The sequence below is a fragment of the Mycobacterium basiliense genome (assembly GCF_900292015.1).
Taxonomy (GTDB): Bacteria; Actinomycetota; Actinomycetes; order Mycobacteriales; family Mycobacteriaceae; genus Mycobacterium; species Mycobacterium basiliense.
On record NZ_LR130759.1, the window covers coordinates 2,370,355 to 2,384,062 of the forward strand.

At 63.3% G+C, this 13,708-nt stretch carries 7 protein-coding genes; 5 read left to right on the forward strand and 2 right to left on the reverse strand.

What is annotated here, in order from left to right; all coding sequences use genetic code 11:
* The first annotated feature begins 38 nt into the window (after nucleotides 1-38).
* The 3 genes from MB901379_RS10245 (at nucleotide 39) to MB901379_RS24540 (ending at nucleotide 2,804) form a co-directional block, all read left to right on the forward strand.
* On the forward strand, nucleotides 39-791 hold the full coding sequence (locus tag MB901379_RS10245) for a response regulator transcription factor (protein WP_232022031.1): 753 nt from the start codon (nucleotides 39-41) through the stop codon (nucleotides 789-791).
* The gene (locus MB901379_RS10250; protein ID WP_158016609.1) at nucleotides 788-2,296 is read left to right on the forward strand and encodes a sensor histidine kinase; all 1,509 of its coding nucleotides are present in this window, start codon (nucleotides 788-790) and stop codon (nucleotides 2,294-2,296) included. Before MB901379_RS10245 ends, MB901379_RS10250 begins: the two co-directional genes overlap by 4 nt.
* 73 nt (nucleotides 2,297-2,369) lie before the next feature.
* Nucleotides 2,370-2,804, forward strand: a complete 435-nt coding sequence (locus MB901379_RS24540) for a hypothetical protein (RefSeq protein WP_232022032.1) — start codon at nucleotides 2,370-2,372, stop codon at nucleotides 2,802-2,804.
* 74 nt (nucleotides 2,805-2,878) lie between these two features.
* Here MB901379_RS24540 and MB901379_RS10260 read toward each other — a convergent pair whose 3' ends face one another.
* Together MB901379_RS10260 and MB901379_RS10265 are read right to left on the reverse strand one after the other, a co-directional pair.
* Nucleotides 2,879-5,785 (reverse strand): MMPL/RND family transporter, encoded by a 2,907-nt coding sequence (locus MB901379_RS10260; RefSeq protein ID WP_158019075.1) that lies wholly within the window; start codon nucleotides 5,783-5,785, stop codon nucleotides 2,879-2,881.
* 29 nt (nucleotides 5,786-5,814) lie between these two features.
* Entirely contained in the window at nucleotides 5,815-6,939 is a 1,125-nt protein-coding gene (locus MB901379_RS10265; protein WP_158016610.1) for a prolipoprotein diacylglyceryl transferase, read from the reverse strand.
* Between the two features lie 805 nt (nucleotides 6,940-7,744).
* On the opposite strand from MB901379_RS10265, the gene MB901379_RS10270 reads away from it, so the two are divergent.
* Together MB901379_RS10270 and MB901379_RS10275 are read left to right on the forward strand one after the other, a co-directional pair.
* On the forward strand, nucleotides 7,745-9,487 hold the full coding sequence (locus tag MB901379_RS10270; protein ID WP_158016611.1) for a fatty acyl-AMP ligase: 1,743 nt from the start codon (nucleotides 7,745-7,747) through the stop codon (nucleotides 9,485-9,487).
* Nucleotides 9,487-13,623: a type I polyketide synthase gene (locus tag MB901379_RS10275; RefSeq protein WP_158016612.1), complete on the forward strand. Its 4,137-nt coding sequence runs from the start codon at nucleotides 9,487-9,489 to the stop codon at nucleotides 13,621-13,623. Before MB901379_RS10270 ends, MB901379_RS10275 begins: the two co-directional genes overlap by 1 nt.
* Nucleotides 13,624-13,708 lie beyond the last annotated feature (85 nt).

Consider the following 13,708-nt stretch of genomic DNA (forward strand, 5'->3'; position numbering starts at 1 on the left):
TCAGGCTGATCTCAGGACAGCGAGCTAACAATAGGGCCATGACCGAATGTTCGCGTCCGGACCGGACCAGCATCCGTTCGGCGGGTCCGGCTGGAGGCCGGACCGATCAATTCAGTGTCGGCACGCCGCGGGTGCTGGTGGTCGAGGATTCCGAGACCATCCGCGAAATGGTCAGCGAGGCCCTGACCGACGTCGGTTACCACACCGACGCTCGTTGCGACGGAGATGGACTGGAAGATCTGCTGGACGGCCTGCGGCCGGATCTGGTGGTCCTGGACGTGATGCTGCCTGGCCGTGACGGGTTCGCGCTGATCGACGTTATCCGCGAATGGGGCGACATCGGCATCGTGTTGATCACCGCGCGCGATGGTCTACCGGACAGGTTGCGCGGCCTGGACGGCGGCGCCGACGACTACGTGATCAAACCTTTCGAGCTCGCCGAACTCGTGTCGCGGGTTGGAGCTGTGTTGCGGCGGCGCGGGCGCCTGCCTCGGGTGGTTCAGTTGGGCGAGCTGATGCTCGACGTGGATGCCGGGGCGGCCGCGCGAGATGGACACCGACTGGATCTGACGGCCACCGAGCTGCGGCTGCTGGCTTTCCTCGTGGAGCAGCGTGGCCGGATAGTCAGCGCCGGACAGATCCTCAACGCGGTCTGGGGCTACGACGCCTATGACCCCAACCTGGTGCAGGTGCACGTCAGCGGACTGCGCCGCAAACTCGAGGCGCACGGACCGCGGATTTTGCACACCGTCCGAGGGATCGGCTACCGACTGCAGCCGCAGCGGCCATGAGCCCCTCCGCAGCGAGCCCGTCGAATGTCGCCGAACCGGCGACACCGACGCCGTCGCTGCAGCGGCGAGTCACGGTTCTGGTAGTGATGCTGCTCGCGGTGCTGTTGCTGGTGCTGGGCACCATCATCGACGTCAGCCTCGGTATTCAGGCTCGTCGGAACCTGCACGACCGGTTGGTTGCCGCTACCTCACGTGCCGATGCGCTGGTGGCCGCGCAGACTTCGCCAGAGCTGATCGCCGCCGAGCTCAACGGCGGCGGTGTGCGGGCGCTGCTGGTCACCGACGACGGCACCACTTACGGTGACCCCGGTATCAGTGCGGACACCACTGCGGGACCCACCATCCCACCGCCCCCGGGGCCGCCGCCTCCGGCTCCGCCCGGTCCGCATCCAGGACCTCCGCCCGCTCTGCCGCCGCCTCCGCCGCCACCGCCGGGGGGGCCGCCGGATGCCACCGCGACCGTGGTGGTGCACCCACTGCCCGAGGGTGGACGAGTGATCTTGGTTGCCGACACCACCCAGACCACGCAGGTGACCCGCCAGCTACGCCAACTCATGGTCGGTGCCGGTCTGGCGACCCTGGTGGTGGCGGCCCTGCTGTTGGTGGTCGTCAGCCGCGCGGCGCTGCGGCCGTTGGATCGGCTTACCGCGCTGGCCAAAGACATCACGATCGGTGATCGCGGCCGGCGGCTGCGCCCCGATCGCATCGATACCGAACTCGGGCGTGCGGCCAGTGCATTCGACGGGATGCTCGATGCATTGGAAGCCTCTGAGCTGCGGGCCCAGCAATCGGCGGATGCCGCGCAACGTGCCGAGAGCGCCACCCGGCAATTCCTCGTCGACGCCGCGCACGAATTGCGCACCCCGATCGCCGGTATCCAGGTTGCCGCCGAACAACTTGCCACCACTGCCAGACAACAGGAATCCGATCCTGCGGCGCGTGGTCAGTACCGTCGGGCGAGCCTGTTGCAGTCCGATGCGCGCCGCGCCGGACGCCTCGTGGCCGACATGCTGGATCTGAGTCGAATCGACGCTGGCCTTCCCCTGGATGTCCAAGACTCCGATCTGGCCGCGATCGTCGACGCCGAAGTCCAACGGACGGCAATGATGGCGCCGCAGATCGAGGTCGTCCGGACCGGCCGCACCGGACTGCACGTGCGAGCAGATCCGACTCGGGTGGCCCAGATCCTGTCCAACCTGCTCGACAACGCGCGCAGGTACACCCCGGCTGGCGGATCGATCACCGTCGATTTGCGCACCGTTCGCGGGGTCACCGAGGTGACCGTCACTGACAGCGGCCCTGGCGTGCCCGAGGACGAGCGATACCGGATCTTCGAGCGGCTGGTGCGTTTGGATGCCGGGCGCACCCGCGACCATGGCGGCGCCGGCTTGGGTTTGCCGATTGCCAGGGCGCTGGCCCGCGCTCATGGCGGTGAACTGGCGTGTCTGCCGCATGACGGCGGCGCCAGGTTCCGGCTCAGCCTGCCTGCTGCCGGCCGCCCATGACATGAGACCGGCGCGTCTCACCGATCGTTACCACGTGGTGGTGCCAACCATCAGTCGTTAGTAAGGTGTGGCCATGCAGGCCACGGGGCCGATCCGCACGTTCTCTACCAACAGGTGGCTGCGAGCCCAAGCTCGGCCGGTGTCGGTGGCGGCGGCAGCGGGCGTGGGATACGGAAGTTGGGCCACGTTGACCCACTACCACCTCGGCATGGCCGTTGCCTTGAAGGCCGGTTCGGCACAATTCGCGCTGAGCTTGACGGCGACTCTGGTGCTGGTCATGGTTCTCGAGCAACTTTTTCGGTGGCCGTCAAACTCCACTCGTGGGTTCTGGCTCGCCGCTGTTGGGACGTCGGTCCTTGCGGCCATGTGGCTCATCGGCGGGCACGTGGTGGCGGGCACATCGAACATTGCGTTGACTATCGCGCCCAATCTAATCATTGGCACCACAGTAAATTTCGCTTACAGCAGCGCGTTGCTCGCGCACGCCAGACGCAATGCGGACAAGTAGGTCTGCTGGGCGAAAAGGACCGCGGTGGCTGGCGGGCCCGACCGGTCGCAGCACACCACGGCCACCCGCATCGGCTAACTCGACATCACCCGTGGAGTGCGGGGGTTCTGCGATTCGGCGCTGTCGGCCTGCGCGTCGGGTCGGGGCAGGAGCAGGGCACGAGCCACCGGACGCGGCCCAAGCGGCCGCAGTAGCTGACTGGCGGGGCGGGTGCGCACTTGCTGCGGCCACCAGAACCAGCGTCCCAACAGCGCGGCAATGGACGGCATCATGAATGAGCGAACGATCAGGGTGTCGAACAATAGACCCAGGCCGATGGTGGTCCCCACCTGACCGATGACTTTCAAATCGCCAATGATGAAGGACGACATCGTAGCGGCGAATACGAGGCCCGCAGATGTTACTACCGCGCCGGTGCCGGCCATGGAGCGGATAATGCCAGTATTCAGTCCGGCGTGAATTTCCTCTTTGAAGCGGGAAACCAACAACAGGTTGTAGTCAGAACCCACCGCCAAAAGCAGGATGACCGACATTGCAAGCACCATCCAGTGCAATCCGACGCCCATGATGTACTGCCAGACGAGTACGGAAAGCCCGAAGGAGGCGCCCAACGAGAGCACCACGGTGCCCACAATGGTGATTGCGGCGACCAAACTCCGGGTAATGATCAGCATGATGATCAAGATAAGAGTGGCCGCGGCGACTCCGGCGATCATCAGGTCGTACTGGGATCCGTCGCGCATGTCCTTATAGAAAGAGGCCGTTCCGCCCAGATAGATCCTGGCGCCCTCGAGTGGGGTTCCCTTTATCGCCTCCTTCGCCGCGCTCATGATCGGATCGACGTGCGAGATGCCTTCAGCGGATGCGGGATCACCTTCATGGGAGATGATGAACCGTGCCGCGTGCCCGTCGGGCGACACGAATATTGCCAGGCCTCGTTGGAAGTCCGGATTGTCGAAGACTTCTGGCGGCAAATAGAACGAGTCGTCATTCTTGGCAGTGTCGAATGCCTTGCCCATCGCCGTCGCGTTCTGGGTCAGCTCATCCAGCTGGGCGTAGAACGACGCCTGGGAGGTGCGCATGGACAGGATCATTCGCTTCATGGTGGTCAACGAGGCAATCTGCGGCGGGATCTGAGCGCGCATCTGCGGCAGCAGTATGTCGAGGTTGTCCAGTTCTCCGGACAGGGCGGTGAGCTTTTCGGTGAGCTTGTCCACGCCGTCCATCGCGTCGAAGATCGACCTCAACGCCCAGCAGATCGGGACATCGAAGCAGTGCTTTTCCCAATAGAAGTAAGACCGGATTGGCCGCCAGAAATCGCCGAAATCGGAGACGTGATCGCGAAGTTCATCGGTAATTTCCACCATGTCATGCGTTAGCAAGTCCATGTTGTGGGTTGTCGTGACGATGTTCCCCATGATGTCGTACATGCGATGCAGCGTGTCGATCGAATCCTGTATGGCGTCGGCTTGCGTCAGCATGTCGCCCATGCGTTGGTGTAGGTACTGAAGGTTTTCGATTTGCGTCGTGTTTCGCATGCTGAGGTGGAAGGGTATTGACGTGTGCTTGATCGGTGTTCCCAAAGGTCTGGTGATCGCCTGGACGCGCGCGACGCCAGGGGTGTGAAAGACGGTCCTGGCAATCCGATCCAAGATCAGCATGCCCTCCGGATTGCGCATATCATGATCGGTTTCGACTAGCAGTATTTCCGGATTCATCCGACCGTTGGAAAAATGCCGGTCCGCCGCCTCATATCCGATGTTCGAGTTGGCGCTCGGCGGCAGATAATCGCGCATACCGTAACTCGTTTTGTACCCGGTTAAGGCGAGCAGACCGATGAGAGCGATCGCGATCGACGCGACCAGAATCGGCCCGGGCCACCGCACGATCGCCGTGCCGACCCGCCGCCATCCCCGGGTTCGCATTTTTCGTTTCGGGTCGAACAGGTGAAAGAAACTACCGACGGTTAAGACCGCCGGACCCAGGGTGATCGCGGCAAAGACAGTGACGAGCATTGCTACGGCGCACGGCACGCCGATCGATTGAAAATAAGGCATGCGGGTGAAGCTGAGGCAATACGTGGCACCGGCAATGGTCAATCCGGAGCCAATAACAACGTGCGCGGTTCCGCGGAACATGGTGTAGAAGGCCGTTTCCCGGTCCTCGCCACGGCCGCGAGACTCTTGGTATCGGCCCAAAATAAATATCGAATAGTCCGTCCCGGCCGCGATCACCATCAGCACCAGCAGATTAACCGCAAAGGTCGAAAGCCCAATGATGTTGTTGTGAGCCAGCAACGAGACAACCTGTCGGGCGGCCATTAGCTCAACGACGACCATCAGCAAGGTGACAAGCGCGGTGGCAATCGACCTGTAGACGAAAACCAACATCACAAAAATCACCAGTATGGTCGTGGCGGTGACTTTCTTAATGCCTCTCTCCCCGGCCACGGACTGATCGGCGAAAACTGCGGCGGGGCCGGTGACGTAGGCCTTGACGCCCGGCGGCGGGGTTACGCCTTCCACGATCTTGCGCACCGCTGCGACGGACTCGTTGGCCAGGCTCTCGCCCTGACTGCCGGCGAGGTAGACCTGCGCGTAGGCCGCCTTGCCGTCCGGGCTTTGCGAACCGGCCGCCGTTAGTCTGTCGCCCCAGAAGTCCTGGACGTACTGGACGTGCTTCGTGTCCGCCGATACCCGATCCATCAGCTGCTCGTAGAAATGGTGGGCATCGTCGGCGAGGGGCTGGTCGCCTTCCAGGAGGAGCATGATCACGCTGTCGGTATGGAATTCATTGAACACCTCACCGACACGGTTCATCGCCTGCATGGACGGCGCGTTCTTCGGGCTCATCGACACCGTGTGTTCTTTGCCGACTTTATCCAATGAGGGGGCAAAAACGATAAGAATGGCGACGAGCCCGATCCATGCCAAGACAATGGGCAACGCCAACTTATGGATTATCCGGGCAAGGGCCAGCATGCGCGGGTGCTGCGCGGTTCTGTTATCGCTCACGATGAACCGGCAGGCATGTGGTCGCTGCCGTTCTGGGCTCCGATTTCCCCCGATGGTCTATGCCCTTTCACGCGGTCCTGGTGGACGTAGAAATAGAGCTTGGAGCCCGTCACGCTGCTACGGCCGGTAATCAGAAATACAACAACCCAGATCAGCTGACAGAAGAGCAATACTAACGGATTCCAAAATGTCGCTAGACCCGCTGAGATTTCGGTGCTTTCCGTTTGTTCTACGGAAAACATGACCGCAATTATCGTGATGTAGGCAACGGTGATAATCGCCATCATCTGATAGGGGGAAAACCTGCGCAAGGTACGGTTCGATCGGGTGCGCAAGGTTTCCGAGAATATCCGCCAGAGTTGTGTCATTATCATTGTTGTCAACAATGCTCCAATGAACCAAGATTGCAGAAACAGATACGTGCCTACGAGCGCGATTGAAATAAAGACCACAGAGGTCATCGCCTGCACCGGTGCGATGCGTATCCCCTCCAAGCGCCCTTCATACGCGGCCTTTTTCATCGCTCCCGTAAAGGTGAAGCTGAATGATGAAAGCAGCCTACGTAAGCGAGGGGAAAGCTCCTGCAGGCTTTTGCCGTAACAACACCCAAAGCTGATGCAAGCCAGCCGGCCCAATCCTTCGCCATATGCATACGCAACCGATACGACCGCGAGCGCCGGGATTACCGGGATCGTGCCACCGAGTGCATCGCCCGATGAATGATTTAGCAGGCCGATTAGCCACGGCAGCGCAAGCGTACCAGCGAATACCGCCCCACCGACTGTGAAGAGATGTTGCCTCCGCTCGATCAACCACACGATCAGCTTCGACGCCGTCCAGCACACTGCGAAAAGGAGTACGGTCAGGGCGAAGATGGCGTTTGTGGTAACGCCGATGGCGCCAAACAGTATGAATGCCATCGCCACCGCCAGCGAGTTCGAGGTGGCCTGGAAGAAGCCGTAATAAGTGAGATTTAGTCCATGCCATTCACCATTACCGCCTTTTGTCAAGGGCACGGCAGCGAGGATCTGCCACTGCTCTTTCGGTAATGCGCGGAAGGCCCAGGTGAAGAGCGCGGCAAAGAGCGATGCCAATACAAGAAGGAAGAGTTCGTTACTCATTTATCCCTCTACTCTGGTTTCCATCAGATGACCACCACATGACCGCAATTTTGCGGACGTGTAGCACGTCGGTTTCGGCCCACGGATGGCCTCGCCCCGTGCAGACCAGCTCCGCACGCCCGCCCGCTGCATGTTATCGCAAGTCGCGATTAAAGAGGCCACATACGAAATGTTCAAAACCGGCCAACTGACATAAGCTACGCGCTAGGCTGCCAAGGCTGAAGGCGGTGCGGTGGCGAGGAGGCGAATCTTGCAAGCAGGCGTCAGTTCTCGGGCGGAACACGAGGGCCGCGGTGTCAACTTTTTCGCGAATCAAGGCAAGCTGCGTTACCCGGTGTTGGAAACCACGAAGATTACGGCCGGCACGCCTCATCTCGGCACCACGGCCCCCGCTCTTTAATGGCGGCGCGCGACGCGGCACCTGTACGGGTGCATTCCCGGTATTCACCGCCAGGCGAATTTCGAATCGTCCGTGAGACGGTGAACCCGGCCGCCCGACGCCGTCCTGCGGCGGCAGTGGTACCGACAAATCGGAAGACCATTCTGGTAAGGAGCCTTAACCAACTGGCGTCGTTGACCGGCGGCAAATGCGGACCCAAACATATGCGCGAATCACACATGTCGGGGACTCGCGAAGTAATACCGGCCTGCGTTGTGCGATCCACCCGTCGTACACCGCAAAGAGCAGCGGAATCAGGGCGGTGTCAGCGGGTGCTGGCTCAATTGCAATTGTTCGACCGCACCGAACGGGTGGCCGCGGTCGCGCCCGGCGGGGGGCGCCGGCGCATCGGCGGAGGAAACCACGATGGGTAGATCTCCCCAAAATCTGGCACGGATGCTGTCGGACCAGGTGGACAGCCAGAGCGATCAGGTCGCGTTCGGGTATTTGGCGGACGGCGAGGATGACCTGATCACGCTTAGCTACGGCGAACTTGACAGCCGGGCGCGTCAAATTGCCGTTGTGCTGTCCGACCGGATCGCTCCCGGTGGTCGGGTGGTGTTGATGTGCCCACCGGATCTCAATTTCGTTGCAGGCCTTTTCGGCACCCTGTATGCCGGTCTCATCCCGGTGCCGATCTACCCACCCAATCCCGCTGCACCAGAGGCATATGGGGCACGGCTGGCGGACGTGGTGCAGGACTGTTCGGCCGAGGCGGTGTTGACCACCGCGCTGCTCAAATCGATGCAGACAATGGTGCTGGATCCAGCGGTCAGTAGGCGAGCGGTGCCCTGGTTGGCCACCGACGACGAGGATTGCCTCGATGCCGACCCCGCCGACTGGACGGATCCGCAGATTCCCAGCAACGCCGCGGCATTGATCCAGTACACCTCGGGTTCGACCGCGGCGCCCAAGGGCGTGGTGCTGACACACGCGAACTTCTTGGCCAACCAGGTTGCGATCAGACAAACGTTTGGCATCCCAGAAGGCCCGGTAGCCATGAATTGGCTGCCGCCGTATCACGACATGGGCCTGAGCGGGAGCCTGTTCGCGCCCATCTACCGCGGCGGGTGCGGATACCTCATGTCGCCGATGCACTTCTTGCAAAAGCCGGTGCGCTGGCTGCGAGCCATTGACCGGGTTTCCGCAACCCACTCGTCCAGCCCGAACTTTGGCTTCGAGCTGTGCCTGCGCAGGGTCAGTGATGAGCAAAAAGTGGGACTCGACTTGTCGTCCTGGCAGGTGGCGTTCTGCGGGGCAGAGCCGGTCATGGCGGATACCGCACGACGGTTCACGCAACGCTTTGCCGAGCATGGATTTCGTCGTGGGACATTCTCACCCTGCTACGGCCTGGCCGAGGCCTCGTTGCTGGTCACCGGGGCGGTGCGCGAGCTCGGTCCGCGCACCACCTGGATCGACAGGGAGAAGCTGGCGCACGGCATCGCCGTCGTGGTCGACGAGGGACAACCCCAGGCGGTTCAAGTGGTGTCGTCCGGGCGCGCACCGACCGACAGCACGGTAGCGGTGGTTGACCAAGCGTCCGGGCAGGAGCTTCCCTCCGGGCAGGTGGGCGAAATCTGGGTCAGCGGACCAAGCGTCGCGCACGGTTACTGGCGTCGGCCCGAGCTGACCGAGACGACCTTCGGTGCACGGTTGCCCGCTCGAGACGATGGCTTTCTGCGCACCGGCGACCTCGGCTTCAAACTTGGCGACGAGCTGTACGTGACGGGCCGGATCAAAGACATCATCATCATCGCCGGACGCAACATCTATCCGCAGGATATCGAGCTCGCTGTGCAACGCGCCGACACCCGACTGCGCCCTGGTTGCGGAGCCGCGTTCGGAATCGTGGTGGACGAGGCCGAAAGCATTGCGATTGTGCAGGAAACCGCCGAGGAGGATCGCAGCGAGCTGGACCTGCTTGTCAAGGCGGCACGTAAGGCGGTGCTGGAAGCACACCAGATCGACCCCGCTGCCGTCGTGTTGACCCCGGCTCGGAGCCTGCCCAAGACCACTAGCGGCAAGCTTCGCCGGGCAGCGATTCGCACTGCCTTCCTGGACGGGTCGCTACCGGTGGTGGCTCAGCTGGCAACAAGAACCTACGAGTGATGTCCGACAAGGCGGCAATCCGTTCGCTCGTGCTCGAAGTGCTCGCCGAGCACACGAACATGATGCCAACGGATATCGATGAGTTCGAGCCGTTCAGTTCCTATGGGCTGGGCTCGGTCGCTGCCGCTGCCGTGGCCGGTGAGTTGGCGAACCGGCTCGGGATGAAGATCGATCCACTTGCGTTGTTCGAATACCCCTGTGTGGCAACGTTGGTCGACGGTCTGACCGCCTCATCTTCCGGTCCCGGTAGGCGCAAGACGACGGCGGTCTCGTCCAGGTCAACACACGAAGCAATAGCCATCACCGGGATGGCGTGTCGGATGCCCGGCGCGCCGAGTACCGACATGTTTTGGCAACGCCTCCTAGACGGTGCCGACGCGATTTCCGCTGTGCCGCAAGATCGCTGGCCTGCCGACGAGTCAACTGGGCTGTCCGGCGGCTTCGTCGACGGCGTCGACCTGTTCGATAACCACTTCTTCCGGGTCTCGGCGGCCGAAGCCGCCCGCATGGACCCGCAGCAGCGGTTGCTGCTCGAGGTCAGCTGGCACGCGCTGGAGGATGCCGGAGTAGTCCCGGACAGGCTGAAGGCCAATCCGGTCGGGGTATTCGTGGGCGCGTCGTTCAGTGACTACGGAATGACTCAGCTGGCCGCCAGCGTCAATGGGCACGCGTTGACCAACACCGGCTGTGCGTTGGCACTACTTGCCAACCGGTTGTCCTACTTCTACGACCTGCGCGGGCCGAGCATGACGGTGGACACCGCGTGCTCGTCGGCCCTGGTCGCCACGCACCTGGCGGCCCGCGCGATCCGCGCGGGTGACTGCGAGCAGGCATTGGTCGGTGCGGTCAATCTGCTGTTGACACCCCAGATTTCGCGGGGGCTGGTTGCGGCTGGAATGTTGGCTCCGGACGGCCGGTGCAAGCCATTCGACGCCCGTGCCAATGGATACGTGCGGGCTGAGGGCTGCGGCGTGCTGGTGCTCAAACCGCTCGACAAGGCTCGGCGGGACAAGGACCGGATCTATGCGGTCATCCGCGGCAGCGCAGTGGGTCAGGATGGCCTTACCAACGGTCTCACCGCGCCGAACCCACTTGCGCAACGTGCCGTGTTGTCGGCCGCGTACGCCGACGCAGGCGTTTCACCCAAAGATGTCGGTTACATCGAGTGCCACGGCATCGGCACTCCGCTCGGAGATCGAATCGAGGCCACCGCGCTTGGCTCGGTGATCGGGACCGGTAGCGGGCGCGATGCTGAGCAGCCTTGCCTGATCGGATCGGTGAAGAGCAACATCGGGCATCTCGAATCGGCTGCCGGCATCGCGGGTCTGATCAAGGCCGCGTTGGTGCTACATACCGGCGTCGTGCCGTCCAACATCAACTACACCGAGCCCAATCCGACAATTCCGTTCGAGAAACTCGGCTTGCGGGTGGCCGCCGAAAACGTTCAACTTCCGAGCGATGGGGTAGCACTGGCGGGCGTGAGTGCCTTCGGATTCGGCGGAACCGACGCGCACGTGGTGCTCGAATCCGTCAAAGCCATAACCGGCCAAGAGCCTACGACCGCGACCGCGCCGACACGTTATGCAGTGTTACCGGTCTCGGCCTGCACCCAGGCCGCGCTCGCCGCGACACGAGCGGAATGGGCAGACGCCCTGGACGGCGCCGGCGAAGGCGGCATGGTTGAGCTGGTCCGCGTTGCGGCATTGCGGCGCACCCACCACCCCCTGCGGCTGGCCGTCGCGGGGTCCAGCTCTCAGGAATTGGCCACCGCATTGCGCAACGGCGGCGCCCGAATCCAAACCCTGAACGGCGCACCGAAACCCTTGTTCGTATTCGCCGGACACGAAGCCCAGTCGGTTGACCTGCTGCGAGGTCTCGCCGCTGAGGAGTCGCTGGTCGCATCGGTGCTGGCGCGCTGCGACGAGGCGCTGGCCGAATGCGCTGACTGGTCGCTACGGGAACTCGCCGCCACCACCGATCCTCGATTGTTTGCCGACACCGCGTTTGTCCAGCCCGCGCTGTGTGCGACCCAAATCGCACTCAATGCGCTGTGGCGGTCGATGGGAGTGCAACCTGGCGCGGTCCTAGGCCACGGTGTCGGCGAGATCGCCGCGGCCGAGGCAGCCGGCATACTCGACATTCCGACCGCCATGCGCCTGTCCTACGAGCGCGGTCGGCTGACGGCGCCATTGCATGGTCATGGACGTATGCTCGCCATCGGCTTACCCGAGGCCGACACGGCCGCTTTGGCGGAGCGCCACGGCGTGGATGTGGCTGCGATAAACAGCCCCGATACAACTGTGCTCTCCGGCGCGGCTGATCGGCTAGAAGAGATCGCCAAGACGGTGAGCACGCGGGGCACGTTCGTCCGCTGGCTGAATGGCCACTACCCCTTCCATAGCTCGCTGGTCCAACCCGCAGCCGAGCAACTCGTGGCGGTGCTGAGCGGACTCGAGTCGCGCGAAGGTGCGGTGCCATTCGTCTCCGGCACCGGGGGAGCGGTACAGGACGGTCGATCGCTAGATGCGACCTATTGGGGCCACAACCTCCGGCATACCGTGCGGTTCGCCGCGGCCCTGCACATCGCAGTCGAGCTGGGCGCGGACACGGTGCTCGAGGTTGGCGCGCGCCCCGTGCTGCATGCCGCGATTCGCCGTACCGTCCAGTCGCTCGACCATCAGGGCCCGGTGGTGTTGCCGGCCAAGCGGGTTCGCCACGATGATGAGTTGAGGTCGACGTATGAGACGGTCGCGGATCTGTACTCGCGAGGCTGCAATATCCGCTGGCGGCACAAGTCGACACCCGTCGTCGAGCCCGGGAGATTTCGGGTCAGTCCACCCCGGGCCCGGGTGGTCCAGGCCCCGCGGTACCCGTTCGATCCGGCGCGGCACTGGTTGCGTCCTCCCCCCGTCACTGTTGGGACCGGTCGGTCGGCGGGTCCGTTGGTCGGCGCCGAAATTGATTTGTCCAACAGCGACGGTCGGCGCGTTTGGGAGGTTTGGCTGAGCCTGGATTCATTGCCCCACCTCGGCGGCTACCGTGTCGCCGGCGCGGCGGTGTTGCCGGCCAGCGCGGTGATCGAAGGTGTGGTCGTGCTCGCCACGGTCATTGGCATACCCGACGCCGACGTCGTCGATGTCGTCATCTATGAACCGCTGCTGCTCGGTGTGGAGCCGATTGCTGTGCAGTGGACCGTGGTTCCCGGTGATCTGGGTGAGTTCGCAGTCACCATGCACGCCCGCCGTGACTGCAGCTGGCGGCTGCAGGCCAGCGCGTCGCTTCGGCCACCGGTGGATGCCGCCCTGGCTCCGGTCTCCGATCGTGCGGCCGGGGCAAGAAGCCGGTGCGACGAGCAATTGTCGCCGCGGCAGGTGTACCAGATGCTCGCCCGGCACGGCTCCGACTATGCACCCGAGCTGCGCGGCGTGCGCCAGGTCTGGCGGCGCGCGGACGAGGCCGTAGCGCGCATCAGCGTGGACAACGGCGATTTCACCCGACTGCTGGACTCCGCCTTCCACGTGGTCGCTGCCGCGGCGGGGATGCCGCCTACCAACCATGGACCGCGCCCGTTCCTCCCGGTGAGCGCCGAGTTCGTCCGCCATGCACCCAGCGCGCGGTTGCTGGGTGAGGTCGACGTCACCGTTGCGCTGCGGAACGGTGACGCTGACGAAATTGTATGTGACTTAACACTTTTCGATACCAACGGCGTGCCGATTCTGCTCGTCGGTGGGCTGAGCCTGCAGGCGCACGGTGCGCAGCCGAGCTTGCCGCAGTGCGACGCCACCACGGCCGTAACGGCTGTGGGTGCCGGTCTGAGGTCGCGGCCCGATATCGGGGAGTATGTGGCTCCGCGCAATGAACTCGAGCAGCGGATCGCCACGATTTGGGCGACCGCGCTGGGCGTCGACAGGCTGAGCGTGTTCGACGGATTCTTCGAACTCGGTGGCGACTCGGTGTTTGCCAACCAAATCCTGATCGAGATCAACCGCATGCTCGGCGTCCGGATCGAGCCGGAGCGGGCGTTTCGAGCGCTGACCGTCGCAGGTCTTGCCGAGCTCGCCGAACAGGAGATGCTCAGCCTGCTGGCGAACATGACCGACGATGAGGCGGCGGCCCTTGCCGGCTGGGAGGAATAGCGGCGGTCGGGAGCGATACCATAGACCGAATTATGAGCTTGCCGTGGGAGTTTCGAAAGCCGCACCGGCCCGTGCTCGGGCTGCG